Origin of the sequence: Mesorhizobium sp. M1295, from assembly GCF_040318135.1 — a bacterium.
Lineage (GTDB): Bacteria > Pseudomonadota > Alphaproteobacteria > Rhizobiales > Rhizobiaceae > Mesorhizobium.
In genome coordinates this window covers 186,212-203,493 of sequence record NZ_JAMYLU010000004.1, presented here as the reverse complement: position 1 = coordinate 203,493, position 17,282 = coordinate 186,212, and the positions used below count along the sequence as shown (strand labels likewise).

Sequence of the window (17,282 nt, the reverse complement as noted above, 5' to 3'; positions counted from 1 at the left end):
TTACTCCCTAACGCGCCGCCCGCGTGTGGCGGCCGACATAATCTTCCACCATTTTCAGGTCGGATGGAAGTACCGTGTATTTTTCCTCGGCGCTCATCAACCCGCCCAGCCATGCGGGGAGGGCAGGCGACACGCCGCTGGCGGCTTCGACGGCCGCCGGAAACTTTGCCGGGTGCGCAGTGCCCAGCACCACCATTGGCACCTCACCGGCGGCTTTGCCAGTGGCCACATGCACGGCTGCGGCGGTATGCGGGTCGAGCAGATAGCCACTCGCCGCAAGTGTGGTGCGGATTGTGGCGGCGACCTCGCCCATGGTGGCGCGGCCGGCGTCGAATTCGGAGCGGATCTTGGCGATTTCGCCGGCCTCGATGGTGAAGGCGCCGGACTGCTTGAGCCCGTCCATGTAGCGCCGCACGGTCGAGGCATCGCGGCCGGACGCCTCGAACAGCAAGCGTTCGAAGTTCGAAGACACCTGGATGTCCATCGAGGGCGACGTGGTCGAAAAGACCCCTTTCATGCGGTATTCGCCGGTCGCCAGCGTGCGCGCCAGAATATCGTTGTCGTTCGTGGCGATGATCAGCCGCTCGATCGGCAATCCCATCTTCTTGGCGGCGTAGCCGGCGAAAATGTCGCCGAAATTGCCGGTCGGCACCGTGAAGGAAACCGGCCTGTCGGGCGCGCCAAGCGACAGCGCGGAGGAGAAATAATAGACGATCTGGGCCATGATGCGGGCCCAATTGATCGAATTGACGCCGGATAGCGACACCCGGTCGCGAAAACCGTGGTCGTTGAACATGTCCTTCACCAGGCCTTGGCAGTCGTCGAAATTGCCTTCGATCGCCAATGCTTGGACGTTTGCGGCGGTCGACGTCGTCATCTGCCGCTGCTGCACCGGCGAGACGCGGCCGTGCGGGAAAAGCACGAAGATGTCGGTGCGGTTGCGCCCGGCAAAGGCATCGATGGCGGCCCCTCCGGTGTCGCCGGAAGTGGCGCCGACAATGGTGGCGCGCTGGTCGCGCTCGGCCAGCACATGGTCCATCAGCCGCGCAAGAAGCTGCATCGCCACGTCCTTGAACGCGAGCGTCGGGCCGTGGAACAACTCGAGCACGAAGCTGTTCGGCCCGCTCTGCACCAGCGGGCAGACGGCCTCATGGCGGAAGGTCGCATAGGCTTCGCGCACCAGCCGTTCGAACACCGGCGCCGCGATCTCGCCACCGAGGAACGGCGACAGCACGCGGATTGCAAGATCGGGATAGGCAAGGCCGCGCATGGCGCGGACCTCTGCTGCGGAAAAATGCGGCCAGGCGCTCGGCAGATAGAGCCCGCCGTCGCGGGCCAGCCCGGCCAGCACCGCGTCGGAGAATCCAAGCGCGGGCGCTTCCCCGCGGGTACTCACATATTGCATCGTCACGTTTCCATTGCTGCGGGAATCTTCGCCCGCCGTAAGGTGGTGGATTTCTGCGCTGGCTCAGTCGCATTTTTGCCGCGCGGTTGATATACGTCACCGGCTTTGCGAGAGGGAAGTGCAGTTCATGGCGTTTCATTCATTCAACGGTCGTTTTGTCGCGGGTCTGGCGCTCACCGGCTTTATGCTTGCTGCCGCAGGCTGCCAATCGAGCGACAATAGCATTCTCGGCTTCGGCAAGAAGGATACGACGCCACCACCGCCACCCGACCCCAAGGTGCTTTCCAGCCAGCTGCAGGCCTATTGCCCGAAAGTGACGTTGCGTGACGGCACCGCCTTCTTCAATATCTACGCCAAGAGCGGTCCGAAGCCGAAGAAAAAAACCGATGTTGCCGCCGAGGATGCCCAAGCCGCCCAGCCGGCAGCGGACGCGGCAGGCGTCGATCAGCCGGACGATTCCGCCAAGATCATCTATCAGGCTTCGATCACCGATGTGACCCGCGACTGCAGCCGCGCCAACGGCTCCTTGTCGATGAAGATAGCCGTTGCCGGCAAGGTCGTGCCTGGTCCGATGTTCGCCCCCGGTACCATCACCATGCCGATCCGTATCGCGGTGATGCACGGCACCGAAGTTCTCTATTCGCAGCTTCACTCCTATCAGGTCCAGGTTACCGATCCCTCGAGTGCCACGCAGTTCGTCTTCACCGATTCCAACGTCGTCGTTCCGGAGCCGACGGCGCGGGACTACCAGGCATTTGCCGGGTATGACGAGGGCGCTCCGAAAGGGGCGTCGGACAAGCCGAAGAAGAAGAAAGCCGCCGCGACCAACTGAGCCGGTGCATTCGCGCCACGGCGGTTGGAGGCGGCCTCTCAGGCGTCCGCCGACCATTCCGACAGCGCGGCGATCACGCTTTTCAGTTCCGCCCAGCGGCGGATGACCGTTTCGGCACCGGCTTCGGTCAGCGCATCGGCGTGGCCGGGATAGCTGTGCGCCGCGCCGGTGAAGCCGATGACGCGCATTCCCGCCGTCTTGGCGCCGGTGACGCCATGCACGGAATCCTCGATGACGAAGGTGTTCGCAGGATCGGCCTTGAGCTTTTCCGCGGCGAACCGGAACACGTCCGGCGCCGGCTTGGTTTTCCCGGTCGGCGTTTCCAGCGACGAAAAGATACGGCCGGCAAAGAACGGCAAAAGCTGCACCTTCTCCAGCATGAATTCGATCCGCTCCGAACGCGAATTCGAACAGACGCAGCGCGGCACCATTACCGCGGCGACAGCCTCGTGCGCCCCGTCGATGGCACGCACGTCGCTGCGCAGCCGGCGATCGACCAGCTGTTCCTCCTTGTCGATCAGGGAGGCCTGGAACGGGATCCGGGACTTTTCCTCGACCCGCATCATGATGTCCTTGAAAGTCAGCCCGGCATAGACCTCGGAAATCTCCTCCGCCGATATCTCATAGCCGGCCGAGGTCAAAAGCTCGGCATCGATGCGTGCGGCGATGATTTCGGAATCGACGAGCACGCCGTCGCAATCGAAGATGACAAGGTCTGGCTGGGGCATGGTGATCCGGAAAGCGGGATGAAGGGAATGCCAAGAGGCCTTTGGTCCAAACGGCTCAGGCGGCGCGGCATACACCAACAGGCCGGGCTTCGCAAATTCGGCAGTATGCTTCACTGAATATTTACGCTGATCGGTAACCATAACGGACAGTAAACAGTAACGCGTGCCTTGGGTGTCATAATGTCTGCCGTGCGTCTTCTCGACGAGCTTTCCGATGCTCCCCAGCAATCCGAGTGGCTGGATACGATCCTGAAGGGCGACTGCGTCGCCGCGCTGGAACGGCTGCCGGAAAAATCGATCGACGTGATCTTTGCCGATCCGCCTTACAATCTGCAGCTCGATGGCGATCTGCACCGGCCCGACCAATCCAAGGTCGATGCCGTCGACGACCATTGGGACCAGTTCGACAGTTTTGAGGCCTACGACGCCTTCACCCGCGCCTGGCTGCTGGCGGCGCGCCGCGTGTTGAAGCCCAACGGCACGATCTGGGTCATCGGCTCCTACCACAATATTTTCAGGGTCGGCGCCAAGATGCAGGACCTGGGCTTCTGGATCCTCAATGACGTCGTCTGGCGCAAGACCAATCCAATGCCCAATTTCCGTGGCCGTCGCTTCCAGAACGCGCATGAGACGATGATCTGGGCATCGCGCGACCAGAAGGGCAAAGGTTACACCTTCAACTACGAGGCGCTGAAGGCATCGAACGACGACATTCAGATGCGCTCCGACTGGCTGTTTCCGATCTGCACCGGCGGCGAGCGCCTGAAGAACGACAATGGCGACAAATTGCATCCGACGCAGAAGCCGGAAGCGTTGCTTGCCCGCGTCATGACGGCATCGACCAGGCCCGGCGACATCGTGCTCGATCCCTTCTTCGGTTCAGGAACCACCGGTGCGGTGGCCAAACGGCTTGGCCGCCACTTCGTCGGCATCGAGCGTGAGCAAGCCTATATCGATGCCGCCATGGAACGCATCGATGCGGTCCGGCCGCTGGACGGCGCCAATTTGACAGTGCTGACCGGCAAGCGCGCCGAGCCGCGCGTCGCCTTCGTCACCCTGCTCGACAATGGCCTGGTGGCACCCGGCGCCACGCTCTACGACGCCAAGAAGCGCTGGGCGGCCAAGGTGCGTGCCGACGGCACGCTGGCGATCGGCGACAGTGCCGGGTCGATCCACAAGATCGGCGCCGAGGTACAGGGGCTGGACGCCTGCAACGGATGGACCTTCTGGCATTATGAGCGCAGCGGAGGACTGACCCCGATCGACGAGCTTCGCCGCATTGCGCGGCTAGGCATGGAACGGGCAGGGGCCTGACGGTTTCTGAGTTGCGACAGATCAGTTAATGCGAAGGCTCAGCCAGTCCCTGGAAGCGATTCAAATCACACCTTGATCCCAAGACGCGCAAGGTCCGCCCTGAGCGTCTTTGCATCGGTGAACAGCACCGACTGCCAGCCGGCCGCCTTGGCGCCGTCGACATTTTTCTGGCTGTCGTCGATGAATAGCGTGGCTGACGGTTCGAGGCCGAACGCGGTGACGTGGTGATCATAGATGGCGCGATCCGGCTTGATTAGCCCGATCTCGGCTGACACGGTGATGCCGCGCGGGCGCTCCAGGAACGGAAAGCGGTCGCGCGCTTCGCGGAACGTATCGTCAGCCCAGTTGGTCAGCAGCGTCACGTCATGGCCCGTGTCGATCAGGCGCTCCATGATGGCTACGCTGTCATTATAGGCATGCGGTGCCATTTCGTGCCAATGGCGGCGGAAATTGCGGATATTCTGTTCGTGATCCGGGTACTGGGCGATCAGGAGCGTCTCTGCCTCTTCCCAGGTCCGGCCGCGATCCTGCTCGATGTTCCAATCATGCGTGCAGACATTGTCGAAGAACCATTTCCGTTGGTCGGGATCGGGGATCAAGCGGCTGAAGGGCAGGTTCGGATCATAGTGGATCAGCACTTTGCCAATGTCGAAAACGATGTGGCGGATTTCGGACATTCTTCTCTCTTTCTTTCAATGCGGACGCTGCTTCTTCGTCGCGCCCGGTATCGCCGCTTCGATTACCTTTTTCATGACGGTCGGCAGCGCCTCCCCGGAAATTTCATGGGCCAGCGACCAAAAATGCCCGGCCGGGGCGACGCTGTCGGTCTCCGCCTTGAACACGTCGAGTTCGAGCGCAAAATGGGTAAAGACATGGCCGATGCGTCCGGCCTGCCGCCAGTCGCCGGGGAACGGGGCTGCCGCTTCCGTTGTGGCGCCGTCGATGCGCGCCGTCCAGCCGGTCGTTGGCACCTCAGTCATGCCGCCGAGCAGGCCTTTATCCACGCGCTTGCGTAAAAGGATGGCGCCGTCGCCCCTGACGGCGACGAAGGCGGCGCCGCGGCGCAAGGGTTTCTCGGCCTTGGGCAGGCGGACCGGAAAGCGCTCGGGATCGCCCGAGATTGTGGCGCTGCAATCCTGCCTGACGGGGCAAAGCGTGCAGCGGGGCCGGCGCGGCGTGCAGATCGTCGCGCCCAGGTCCATCATCGCCTGCGCGAAGTCGCCGGGCCTTGTCCCGGGAACCAGGTGCTCGACATGGCTGCGTATCTCGCTCTTGGCTTCGCCCAGCGGCGTGGCGATCGAAAACAGCCGTGAGACGACCCGTTCGACATTGCCGTCGACGACGGCGGCTGGTCGGTCGAAGGCGATCGCCGCGATCGCCGCTGCCGTATAGGCGCCGATACCGGGCAGTTCCTTCAAGCCGGTCTCACTGTCCGGAAAGCGGCCGCCTAGCCGCGCGACGAGATCGGCGCAAGCCTTGAGGTTGCGGGCGCGAGAATAATAGCCGAGCCCGGCCCAGGCCTTCATGACGTCTTCGATCGGTGCCGCCGCCAGTGCCTCGACAGTTGGCCACTTCTGCACGAACGCCCGGAAATAGGATTTTACCGCCTCGACCGTGGTTTGCTGCAGCATCACCTCGGAAAGCCAGACCAGATAGGGATCGGGCTGCGCGCCGCTTGCCAGCGCGTGCGGCGGAACACGCCAGGGCAGGTCGCGGTGATGCGCGTCGTACCAGCCAAGCAGCCGGAACGCGATCTCGCCATTGTCTCCGGATACGGCCTTGCGGGTCTGGTCGTGCAGTGCCATTGATCGAGGGTCGGCCCTAATCCACTGGTGCTGAAGCTGGTGACTGGAGAACGCACATGGCAGGGAAAAGGCCCTTCGGCAATCCCGTTCCGGTGAGCGATCTCGCAACCGAGATCCTCGACCCGGTGCTGCGCAAGCGGGCCGGCATGTCGATCGGGCTGGTTCAGTCGTGGGAAGAGATTGCCGGGCCGCGGCTTGCCGGCCGCTCGCGCCCGGAAAAGATCCAGTGGCCGCGCCGCATGCACGAAGACGATCCGTTCGAGCCGGCGGTGCTGGTGATTGCCTGCGAGGGTGTGGCGGCACTGCATCTGCAGCACGAGACCAGCGAGATCATCAACCGGGTCAATGCGTTTCTCGGCTTCAATGCGATCGGCCGGATCAGGATCGTGCAGAAACCGGTAATGGCGGGCAAGGAAAAGCCGAAACCCAGTTTGCGGCCGCTGACCGTGGCCGAGAAGGCGAAGCTGTCGGGCACTGTCGGTTTGATCGAGGACGACGGGCTGCGCGCCTCGCTGGAGCGGCTTGGCGCCACCATTCTAGGCCAAAGGAAGCCGTAATCTCGCGCTATCGTGATGGCATGCTCGAATTTGCCGATTGGAATAGGGGTGGCAATGCCTTAATTCGCGCCAACTCTCGCTTTTTGTAGCCTTTGCATTGCAAAATCCAACTATTGCCAGGTGATTCGTATGATCCGTTCCTTGTCCCGCAGAAATCTCTTGTCGTCGCTGGCCGCCATACCGGCGATGGCGCTGCTTGCCGCCTGCAGCGATTCCGGCGAGAAAGCCGAGGCGCAGGATGTGACGCCTGCGCCCCCCTCCGATCCGACGAAACCGGCCGATCCTGCGAAGCCGGCCGCTCCAGCCGCCGCCAAGGCGCCGGAAGCTCAGGGTACCGTGGATATGACGGCCTTGTTGAAGCCGGGCGCGCTGCCCGACATGCAGCTTGGCAAGGACGACGCAAAGGTCACCATCGTCGAATATGCATCGATGACCTGCCCACATTGCGCGCATTTCGCCGAGACCACTTTCCCGGAGCTGAAGACGAAATATATCGACACCGGCAAGGCCCGCTACATCCTACGCGAATTTCCGTTCGACCCCAGCGCCGAGGCCGGTTTCATGCTGGCGCGCTGCTCCAAGGACAACTATTTCCCGATGGTCGACGTGCTGTTCAGGCAGCAGGCGAACTGGGTTGGTGTGAACAATACCAAGGACGCACTGCTGCAAATCGCCAAGCTTGCCGGTTTTACACAGGAGTCCTTCGAGGCCTGCTTGACGGACCAGAAACTTCTGGACGATGTGAGATCCGTCCAGAAGCGCGGCGCCGACGAATTCAAGGTCGATTCCACACCGACCTTTTTCATCAACGGAAAGACCTACAAAGGGGCGATGTCGATTGCGGAAATGTCGGCCATCATCGACCCTCTGCTCTGACGTTTTGGCAGCGCCGAAGCGGCTGCGCTTCGGCGTGCGCACTTCTTTGTCTTGCCGCTGGTTCTCCTTGCAAAACCGCGGAACAGTTTTGCGAAACTTGGCTATGGGTCGGCGCGAATGAAGTTCTCGCGCCTTCGCCTCCTCGGCTTCAAATCCTTCGTCGAACCCGGCGAGTTCGTCATCGAACGCGGCCTGACCGGCATCGTCGGGCCGAACGGCTGCGGCAAGTCGAACCTGGTCGAGGCGCTACGCTGGGTTATGGGCGAAAGCTCTTACAAGAACATGCGTGCGTCCGGCATGGACGATGTCATCTTTTCCGGCTCGGGAACGCGTCCGGCCCGCAACACCGCCGAAGTCACGCTGTTCCTCGACAATAGCGACCGGACTGCGCCGTCTGCCTTCAACGACGCCGATGAGTTGCAGGTCTCGCGCCGCATCGAGCGCGAGGCCGGCTCGCTCTACCGCATCAATGGCAAGGAAGCCCGTGCCAAGGATGTCCAGCTGCTGTTCGCCGACCAGTCGACCGGCGCCCGCTCGCCCTCGATGGTTGGCCAGGGCCGCATCGGCGAGCTGATCCAGGCAAAGCCGCAGGCGCGCCGCGCACTGCTGGAAGAGGCGGCCGGCATTTCCGGCCTGCACACACGGCGCCACGAAGCCGAGCTGCGGCTGAAGGCGGCCGAACAGAACCTCGAACGGCTGGACGACGTCGTCGGCGAGCTGGAAAGCCAGATCGAAAGCCTGAAACGCCAGGCCCGCCAGGCCTCGCGCTTCAAGAACCTGTCGGCCGACATCCGCAAGGCCGAAGCGACGCTGCTGCATCTGCGTTGGACGCTGGCCAAGACGCAGGAAGGCGAAGCGCGTTCGGCGCTGGCGATTGCCACCGCGCTGGTCGGCGACCGTGCTGCCGCCCAGATGGCTGCCGCCAGGGAACAAGGTATCAACGCCCACCGGCTGCCGGACCTGCGCGATGCGGAAGCCGCCGCCGCCGCCGCCTTCCAGCGTCTGTCGATCGCTAAGGCACAGATCGAGGAAGAAGCAGGCCGCATCCGCGCCCGCCAGGCTGAGCTCGACCGCCGACTGCAACAGCTCGATGGCGACCTTGCCCGCGAGGAGCACATGGTCCGCGACAATGCGGATATCCTCGAACGCCTCGCCGCCGAAGAAGCCGCGCTCAATGTCGAAAACGCCGGCGCCGCCGAGCGCGAGGCCAGCACCCGCGCGGCTTTCGAGCAGGCGGCATCGACGCTTGCTTCGAGCGAGGCCAAGCTGGCCTCGCTGACCGCCGAACGGGCGGAGGCGGCCGCCTCGCGCAACCAGATTGAACGGACGCTGCGCGATACCGCTGAGCGCCGCGACCGCTTTGCCCGCCAGCTTGCTGATGTCGACCGCGAACTGTCGGAGATCGTCTCCAGGGTCGCCGGCCTGCCCGACCCCGCCGAGAAGCGGCTGCTGGTCGAACAGGCGCAGGCGCTGCTCGAAGGGGCCGAACGAGCCGCGATTGCCACGGAACAGGCGGTCGCCGAGGCACGCGCAAGCGAAAGTGCCGCCCGCCCACCGGTTCAGGACGCAAAGGCCGAACTGGCGCGGATCGAAACCGAGGCCCGCACGCTCGCCAAGATCCTGAACGCCGCGAGCGGCGATTTGTTTCCCTCGGTGCTGGAGCAGATCAGCGTCGAGCGTGGCTACGAGACGGCGCTGGGTGCCGCGCTTGGCGAAGATCTCGACGTGCCGCTTGATCGTAGCGCGCCTGTGCATTGGGGCCAGAGCGAAATCCAGCCCGGCGATGTCGCTTTGCCGGAACGCATAAAGAGCCTCGCTAGCGTGGTGCGCGCGCCGGCGCAACTGGCCCGCCGGCTGGCCCAGATCGGCATTGTCGATGCCGCCGACGGAAGAAAGTTGCAGACGCTGCTTGCTCCCGGTCAACGATTGGTCAGCCGCGAAGGCGCGCTCTGGCGTTGGGATGGCTTCACCGCCAGCGCCGATGCGCCGACCGCCGCCGCGCAGCGGCTGGCGCAGAAAAACCGGCTGGCCGAACTCGATGCCGAAGCGGTTCATGCCACGCGCATCCTGCGCGAAGCCGAACAGGCGCTTGCGCAGGCCGAACAGGCGCTTGCCCAGGCGAGCGAGGCCGAACGCAATGCCCGACAGGCCGGGCGCGACGCCCAGCATGGGCTGGATGCTGCCCGCAATACGCTGGCTGAGGCCGAAAAAGCCGGCGGCGAACTGTCGAGCCGGCGTGCAGCACTTGACGAGGCGCGCGCGCGTATCGTCGACAGCCATGAGGAGACGGCGGCAGCATTCGTCGAGGCGGAAATGCTGCTGCAAGACGCTCCCGATCTCGGCGATCTGCAACTGCAGCTCGAGCAGTTGGCGGCCAACGTCGCCCGCGACCGCGCCGCCCTTGCCGATGCGCGTGCCGTTCACGAGGGCCTGAGGCGAGAAGCCGAGGCACGTACGCGCCGGCTCGACGCGATCGGCGCGGAACGGCGCAACTGGGTGGAGCGCGCCGAAAACGCCTCGACGCAGATCGCGGCACTCGGCGAACGCAAGGCAGAGGCTGAGGCCGAGCGCGAGCAACTGGCCGACGCACCCGACGAGATCGACGCCAAACGGCGCGCCCTGCTGTCGCAACTCGCCGAGGCCGAAAGCCTGCGAAAAGCTGCAGGTGACCGCTTGCAGGAAGCGGAGAACCGGCAGTCCGAGCTGGACAAGGCTGCGACCGCTGCCATCCAGTCGCTCGCCGAAGCGCGCGAAACGCGTGTTCGCGCCGAAGAGCGGCTGACCGCTGCCGACGAGCGGCGGCTGGAAGTCGAGGCGCGCATCCAGGAAACGCTGAACACGCCGCCGCATCTGGTGATCCGCCACACTGGCCTCGAACCCGACAGCCCGATGCCCGAAATGGCCGAGATCGAGCGTCAGCTCGACCGGCTGAAGGTCGAGCGCGAACGGTTGGGCGCTGTCAATTTGCGCGCCGAGGAAGAGCAGAAGGAACTGTCGGACCGGCTGGAGACCATCGTCTCCGAGCGCGACGACATCATCGAGGCGATCCGCAAGCTGCGGCAGGCGATCCACAGCCTGAACCGCGAAGGCCGCGAGCGGCTGCTCGCCGCCTTCGAGGTGGTCAACGGCCATTTTCAGCGGCTGTTTTCGCATTTGTTCGGCGGCGGCACCGCCGAGCTGCAACTGATCGAGTCCGACGATCCGCTCGAAGCCGGGCTCGAGATCCTGGCGCGCCCGCCCGGCAAGAAACCGCAAACGATGACGCTGCTGTCCGGCGGTGAGCAGGCATTGACGGCGATGTCGCTGATCTTCGCCGTGTTCCTGACCAACCCGGCGCCGATCTGCGTGCTCGACGAAGTCGACGCCCCGCTCGACGACCACAATGTCGAACGCTTCTGCAATCTGATGGACGAAATGGCCGCAACCACCGAAACGCGCTTCGTCATCATCACACACAACCCGATCACCATGGCGCGCATGGACCGGCTGTTCGGGGTAACCATGGCCGAGCAAGGCGTCAGCCAACTGGTGTCGGTCGACCTGCAGGCTGCCGAAGCCATGCGCGAGGCAAGCTGAAGCATCAGCTTAGTGGTGGTCTCCACCTCGGCTTTCGACTATAGCACGACGAAATGGGCTGGATCTGCCTCTCCAGATACCCGCCCGGCTGTGCGCGTGGAGAAGCTTGTTGCCTATACTTGTCACCGGAGCCGCGGGGTTCATTGGCAGTCATGTTTGCCACCATCTGCTCAACCGGGGAGAAGCGGTCGTCGGCGTCGACAACATGAACGACTATTACGACCTGGCGCTCAAAAAGGGGCGGCTTGCCCGCCTTCTGCCCCGTAAGGATTTTTCGTTCCACCAGATCGATATTGCCGAACAGGGCGCGCTTGCGGCCGCTTTGGCCGGGAAAGGCATCGTCAGGATCGTGCATCTCGCAGCGCAGGCCGGCGTGCGTCACTCACTCGACAATCCACGGCTCTATATCCGTTCCAATGTCATGGGCCACCTCGAAGTGCTCGAATTCTGTCGCGCCGAACCGGCATTCGAGCATCTGGTCTATGCCTCGTCGAGCTCGGTCTATGGCGGCAACCGCAGCGTGCCGTTCAGCGAGGCCGATCAGGTCGACAAGCCCGTCTCGCTTTACGCCGCCACCAAGAAAACCGATGAACTGATGAGCCACACCTACGCCCATCTGTTCGGCATACCGCAGACCGGCCTGCGGTTTTTCACGGTCTATGGTCCCTGGGGCCGCCCCGACATGGCCTATTGGATGTTCAGCAAGGCGATGCTCGAGGGCAATCCGATCCGGGTCTTCAACAATGGCGAAATGTGGCGCGATTTCACCTACATAGACGATGTTGTGAAGGCGGTTGTCGCTGTGCTCGACAAGCCGCCGGCGGCTGACGTTCCGCCGAACAGGCTTTACAATGTCGGCAACAACCGGCCGGTGCGGCTGGGCGACTTCATCGACATTCTGGAAAGATTGCTCGAGGTCAAGGCAATCCGCCACAACGAGCCGATGCAGGCGAGCGACGTCGAGAAGACTTATGCCGACATGACCGCGCTGGAGCGGGATTTCGGCTTCAGGCCTAGCGTTTCGATAGAGGACGGGCTGAAGAAGTTTGTCGATTGGTACCGGCCGTACTCGAAGCAGTAATTTGCACTGCTCGCCGTGACATCGCTATCTCGATGCGAACCGGTATCACTGGCATTCGGCCCAATCCGCAACTGATCCGGCGCGAAGCTTTGAAGAACCTGGCCCATGGTGCTCGTGCGACAGTAGCTCACCGTCAAGCGTGACCTGGAGTGGGTACAAGTCGGACTGCAAAAAGCATCATACTGTCCTAACATCCTGTTAACCACATGCTCGCTGAAAAGTATCCGATTAACCTTTGAGGCGCTTATGAACGCTATGTTCTGTGGCTTGCTGTTCAGTATGAGCTGTGTAGATGTGCGGATTCGGGGGCTATTTCGGTTCAGTCCGGGATGCGGAAGCTTTGCTTGCGCGCATGACGTCTGCGATCGCCCATCGCGGGCCGGATGAACGAGGGAAATTCGTAGCGCCCGAAGCTGGACTTGGGCATGCGCGGCTGTCGGTGATCGGGATTGGTGATGGCCAGCAACCGATGTCCGACGAGACCGGCAATTTGACGATTGCGTTCAACGGCGAGATTTTCAATTACGTGGAATTGCGCGAAGGACTGCTGGCCAAGGGCCGACGCTTCCGCACGTCGAGCGACACAGAAGTTCTCCTGCAGCTGTATGACGAGATGGGCGAAGACTGCCTGTCGCTCCTGAACGGTGATTTCGCCTTCGCGATATGGGATAATCGGCGTCGGCGGATGGTGCTTGCAAGAGACCGCATGGGTGTTCGGCCGCTGTTCTACACCAGCAGGGACGGGGTGCTCTACTTTGCGTCGGAGATAAAAGCCCTGCTGAAGGTGCCCGGCGTCTCGGCCGAAATCGATCCGATCGCACTCGACCAGATCTTTACGCTGTGGGCGCCGATCGCTCCACGCACGGCTTTCCGCAACATCCACGAGCTGGAGCCGGGAAGCGTGATGATCGCGACACAGGGGCAAGTCACGGTCAAACCATATTGGCACCTAGACTACCCGTATCTCGACGCGCCATCAAAAATCAGCAATGAGGACGATGCGGCCGAAGAACTGCAGGCCCTTTTGACCGCCGCGGTGAGGCTTCGCATGCGCGCCGACGTTCCGGTCGGTTCTTACCTTTCGGGCGGGCTCGATTCATCCCTCGTTTCGGCAATCGCGGCCGGCATGACTCCTCTTAAGCTGCAGACATTTTCCGTGACGTTCGACAGCGCCGAGCATGACGAAAGCGCCTTCCAGACCGAAATGGCGTTGGCGCTTGGCACCTATCATCGAACCATCGCCTGCCGTGCGGGCGATATCGCCGGTGTGTTTCCCGAAGTCATCCGCTTTGCCGAACGGCCGATCATCCGTACCGCCCCCGCCCCCCTCTATCAACTGTCCGGCCTCGTTCGCCAGGCCGGTTTGAAAGTGGTGCTGACAGGCGAAGGCGCCGACGAGGTCTTTGCCGGCTATGATGTCTTCAAGGAAGCGCGGGTTCGCCGTTTCTGCGGACGACAGCCGGCATCGCGCATCAGGCCACAGCTGTTCCGCAAGCTTTATCCCTATCTGCCGGGGCTGCAACAGCAGTCCGTGGAGTACCTGGCTGCGTTCTTCGGCACCGGCAGCGCTGCCCTGGACGATCCCCTATTCTCGCATCGGCCGCGTTTCAAGACCACATCAGCGGCGAAGATGTTCTTTTCCGGTGACCTGCGCGCGACATTGAAGGGCTATGACGCAGCCGAGGAACTGGCCAGCCGGTTGCCTGAGGCGTTTTCCCGGTGGCATCCGCTACATCAGGGGCAATATCTCGAAACCCGCTTTCTCCTGCCGGGCTACATCCTCTCGAGCCAGGGCGACCGGATGGCCATGGCGCACGGTATTGAAGGGCGTTTCCCCTTCCTCGATCATCGTTTGGTGGAGTTTGCAGCAAGACTTCCGCCGGAAATGAAGCTGAAGGGGCTGGTGGAAAAACACATACTGCGCAAAGTTGCCAAGCACTTGCTCCCGACGGCCATCGGGGAGCGCACCAAACAGCCTTACCGGGCGCCGGAAGCCCGCTCCTTCGTTGGAGCCGGAGAACTGGACTACGTGCGCGACTCGCTCAGCGAGGCGAGCATCGCCGCCGGAGGACTATTCAACGCCAAGGCGGTGGCGAACCTGCACGAGAAATGCCGCTTGCAGCCAGCGTCCGGGTTCCGCGACAATGCTGCCTTCGTCGGCATTTTGTCGACCCAACTGTGGCAGAAGATTTTCACCGGCCAAAAGGTCGGTACAGCACGAGCGGCCTGAGAAATCGAGGGAAGAAAACATCATGGTAACAATCAAGGACAAGGTCAAAACCTTTATCGTCGACAACTTCCTGTTCGGCGACTCGTCCTACGAGCTTGCAGACACGGCATCACTGATCGAGAACGACATCATCGACTCGACGGCCGTGCTGGAACTCGTAGCTTTCATTGAGGATGATTTCGGCATCGCGATGGTCGATACCGACATCGTACCGGCCAATCTGGATTCGATTGACCGTATCTCCGCCTTCATCAAGGCGAAAGCAGAAGCGCTGGCAGCGTAGGCGCAATTGGCGAGGAGCGTCCGTGCGGATCGAACATTTTCTGGCTGCCAAGGCCGCTGCCCATCCAGCCAAAACGGCATTGATCACCGAGCACAAAAGGCTGTGTTACGAAGAGCTGGACGATCTCTCAAGCCGCCTGGCCGCCGCCCTTTTCACGAATGGCGTCAGGCGCGACGACCGCGTCCTGATCTTCATGGACAATTGCTGGGAGGCTGCGGTTTCGATTTTCGCAGTTCTTAAGGCAGGCGCGACTTTCAGTCCGATCAACGCATCTACCAAGGCCGAAAAGCTTGCCTACATCATCGCCGATTGCGACGCAGCTGCGATCCTTACGCAAGCAAAACTGATGCCCTTGGTCGCCGAGGCGTCCGGATCCTCCGGCAAGACCGGCATCTTCGTGGCTTCCACCCTTGGTGCGGATAACCAATGCCCGGCAGGCGCCACATCCCTGGCGGATTGCTTGACGTTCCAAGCCAGGGAGATTGACCACCGCGGCATTGACGTCGATCTTGCGATGTTGATCTACACCTCGGGCTCGACCGGCCGGCCCAAGGGCGTGATGATGACGCACCGCAATTGCGACGCGGCGGCCGACTCAATCACCACCTATCTGCGCAATTCGCCGGACGACATCATCTTGAATGTTCTGCCCCTGGCTTTCGACTACGGGCTCTATCAGTTGCTGATGGCTGTCAGGCTCGGCGCCACGCTCGTGCTCGAGAAGTCCTTCGCTTTTCCCCAGGCGGTCTTTGAACGTATCCGCCAGGAAGGCGTCACCGGTCTTCCGCTCGTGCCCACGATGGCAGCGATGATCCTGCAGATGCGTGACCTGGCGCCGGGCTTCCTGCCCAGCCTTCGCTATATTTCCAACACGGCGGCTGCCTTGCCGCCGGCTCACATAGAACGCCTGCGGTTTCTTTTCCCCGATGTCAGGCTCTATTCGATGTATGGCCTGACGGAATGCAAGCGCTGCACCTATCTGCCCCCCGAGGAACTCGACCACCGGCCGGGGTCGGTCGGGATAGCCATTCCGAACACCGAGGCCTTTGTCGTCGACGACTACGGGCAACGAGTGCCGCCGGGCGTAGCAGGTGAGTTGGTCATTCGCGGGCCGCACGTCATGCAGGGTTATTGGCGAAACGAAGCTGCGACGGCACAAGCCCTTCGCCCAGGTCCGAATCCTTGGGAGATGGTTCTCTACACCGGCGATCTGTTCCGGGCCGATGAGGAAGGCTTTCTTTATTTCGTCGGCCGCAAGGACGACATCATAAAGTCGCGGGGGGAGAAAGTCGCGCCCAAGGAAGTGGAAGCCGTGCTTCACGCGCATCCGGGCATCGCGGAAGCAGTGGTTGTCGGTGTGCCGGATCCCGTGCTCGGGCATGCGATCGGTGCACTCATCGTACGGTCCGACCCGGCGCTTAGCGAAAAGGATATCATTCGTCATTGTGCACGCCACCTTGAGGACTTTATGGTCCCCAGGGTCATCGAGTTCCGCCGGGAACTGCCGAAGACCGATACCGGCAAGGTCAGTCGTCGGCTTGCGGCAGAAACCATGGAGGCCGCTCAATGAATGTTCGCCCCGCCAAGGACGCGCGGACCTTTCTGGCGCAGGCTCTGGCGATCGACCTGGCCGCCGAAACGGACCGTGTCGTAACGGCTTTGCGTCAGCAGTTGCGCGGGTTTCGCAAGCGGGGCCTTGTGCTCGGTCTTTCGGGCGGGATCGATTCGAGCGTGTCGGTCGCGTTGGCCGCGCGAGCCGTCGGACCGCGGAATGTGCTTTGCCTGTTCATGCCGGAAAGCGATTCCGATCCCGAAAGTCTGCGGCTCGGCCGCCTCGTCGCCGAAACTTTTGGCGTCGAGGCTATCGTAGAGGATATCGGGCCGACCCTGAGCGCGATGGGCTGCTACCAGCGTCGCGACGCCTTTATCCGCGAATTGGTCCCGGAATACGCCGAAGGCTGGGCCTCGAAGATCGTGATCGCGAACGCCCTCGAGGGCAAGGGCTACAATATCTCATCCCTGGTGGTGCAGGATCCGGAAGGCAAGCAGACGAAACTGAGAATGCCGTTGCCTGTCTATCTTGGTATCGTCGCCGCCACCAACATGAAACAGCGCACCCGCAAGCAGATCGAATACTATCACGCCGACCGCTTGAACTTCGCCGTCCTTGGAACGCCGAACCGGCTGGAATACGATCAGGGTTTCTTCGTGAAGAACGGTGACGGCGCAGCGGACGTCAAGCCGATCGCGCACCTCTATAAAACGCAGGTCTATGCGCTGGCGGCCCATCTCGGTGTTCCGGAGGAAATCCGGAACCGGCCGCCGACCACCGATACCTACTCGCTGGCGCAGACCCAGGAGGAGTTCTACTTCTCGCTTCCTTATGACCGTATGGATATTTGCCTTTACGGCCTCAACAACGGCGTGGCGGCTGAGCTGGTGGGGCAGGCGGCGGGGTTGGCCGCCTCACAAGTGGAACGCGTCTGGGCCGATATCATCGCCAAACGCAAGGCGACGCGTTATCTGCACCAGCGTCCGCAACTCGTTGATGAAGTCGAGGAAATCGGCACCTGAACCGCCTCGAAACCGGGCCAC

The 17,282-nt window shown here is 62.4% G+C and carries 14 protein-coding genes; 10 read left to right on the top strand and 4 right to left on the bottom strand.

The features are described 5' to 3' along the window. Positions 1 to 7: 7 nt before the first annotated feature. Entirely contained in the window at positions 8 to 1,405 is a 1,398-nt protein-coding gene (thrC, locus tag NKH29_RS08330; RefSeq protein ID WP_352483705.1) for a threonine synthase, read from the bottom strand. 127 nt (positions 1,406 to 1,532) lie between these two features. Between thrC and NKH29_RS08325 the strand changes: the two genes are divergently transcribed. Then, positions 1,533 to 2,237, top strand: a complete 705-nt coding sequence (locus tag NKH29_RS08325) for a hypothetical protein (RefSeq protein ID WP_352483704.1) — start codon at positions 1,533 to 1,535, stop codon at positions 2,235 to 2,237. 38 nt (positions 2,238 to 2,275) lie between these two features. Here NKH29_RS08325 and NKH29_RS08320 read toward each other — a convergent pair whose 3' ends face one another. Next, complete coding sequence (locus NKH29_RS08320) at positions 2,276 to 2,965, bottom strand: HAD family hydrolase (protein WP_023716940.1); 690 nt, start codon at positions 2,963 to 2,965, stop codon at positions 2,276 to 2,278. A gap of 180 nt (positions 2,966 to 3,145) precedes the next feature. On the opposite strand from NKH29_RS08320, the gene NKH29_RS08315 reads away from it, so the two are divergent. Beyond that, complete coding sequence (locus NKH29_RS08315; protein WP_023716941.1) at positions 3,146 to 4,279, top strand: site-specific DNA-methyltransferase; 1,134 nt, start codon at positions 3,146 to 3,148, stop codon at positions 4,277 to 4,279. A 65-nt stretch (positions 4,280 to 4,344) separates the two neighbouring features. Here NKH29_RS08315 and NKH29_RS08310 read toward each other — a convergent pair whose 3' ends face one another. Together NKH29_RS08310 and mutY are read right to left on the bottom strand one after the other, a co-directional pair. Next, entirely contained in the window at positions 4,345 to 4,956 is a 612-nt protein-coding gene (locus tag NKH29_RS08310; protein ID WP_352999368.1) for an HAD family hydrolase, read from the bottom strand. 15 nt (positions 4,957 to 4,971) lie between these two features. Next, the gene (gene mutY, locus NKH29_RS08305; RefSeq protein WP_352999367.1) at positions 4,972 to 6,084 is read right to left on the bottom strand and encodes an A/G-specific adenine glycosylase; all 1,113 of its coding nucleotides are present in this window, start codon (positions 6,082 to 6,084) and stop codon (positions 4,972 to 4,974) included. Between the two features lie 56 nt (positions 6,085 to 6,140). Here mutY and NKH29_RS08300 point away from each other — a divergent pair, with 56 nt between their 5' ends. From NKH29_RS08300 to nadE, 8 genes are all read left to right on the top strand, one after another. Then, a complete protein-coding gene (locus NKH29_RS08300; protein ID WP_352716265.1) occupies positions 6,141 to 6,641 on the top strand; it encodes a DUF721 domain-containing protein in 501 nt (166 codons plus the stop codon). A 129-nt stretch (positions 6,642 to 6,770) separates the two neighbouring features. Next, a complete protein-coding gene (locus NKH29_RS08295; protein ID WP_352716267.1) occupies positions 6,771 to 7,517 on the top strand; it encodes a DsbA family protein in 747 nt (248 codons plus the stop codon). Between the two features lie 117 nt (positions 7,518 to 7,634). After that, positions 7,635 to 11,093 carry a chromosome segregation protein SMC gene (gene smc, locus NKH29_RS08290; RefSeq protein WP_352999364.1) on the top strand — a complete coding sequence of 1,153 codons (3,459 nt, stop codon included), beginning with the start codon at positions 7,635 to 7,637 and terminating at the stop codon, positions 11,091 to 11,093. 109 nt (positions 11,094 to 11,202) lie between these two features. Continuing rightward, on the top strand, positions 11,203 to 12,174 hold the full coding sequence (locus tag NKH29_RS08285; protein WP_352814242.1) for an NAD-dependent epimerase/dehydratase family protein: 972 nt from the start codon (positions 11,203 to 11,205) through the stop codon (positions 12,172 to 12,174). Between the two features lie 292 nt (positions 12,175 to 12,466). Beyond that, entirely contained in the window at positions 12,467 to 14,404 is a 1,938-nt protein-coding gene (gene asnB / locus NKH29_RS08280; RefSeq protein ID WP_352999363.1) for an asparagine synthase (glutamine-hydrolyzing), read from the top strand. A gap of 19 nt (positions 14,405 to 14,423) precedes the next feature. After that, positions 14,424 to 14,687: an acyl carrier protein gene (locus NKH29_RS08275; protein ID WP_156948004.1), complete on the top strand. Its 264-nt coding sequence runs from the start codon at positions 14,424 to 14,426 to the stop codon at positions 14,685 to 14,687. Positions 14,688 to 14,709: 22 nt separating this feature from the next. Beyond that, positions 14,710 to 16,257, top strand: coding sequence for a class I adenylate-forming enzyme family protein (locus NKH29_RS08270; RefSeq protein ID WP_352483697.1), 1,548 nt, complete (start codon positions 14,710 to 14,712; stop codon positions 16,255 to 16,257). Further along, complete coding sequence (gene nadE / locus NKH29_RS08265) at positions 16,254 to 17,261, top strand: NAD(+) synthase (RefSeq protein WP_352483696.1); 1,008 nt, start codon at positions 16,254 to 16,256, stop codon at positions 17,259 to 17,261. The genes NKH29_RS08270 and nadE overlap by 4 nt, the downstream gene beginning before the upstream one ends. Positions 17,262 to 17,282 lie beyond the last annotated feature (21 nt).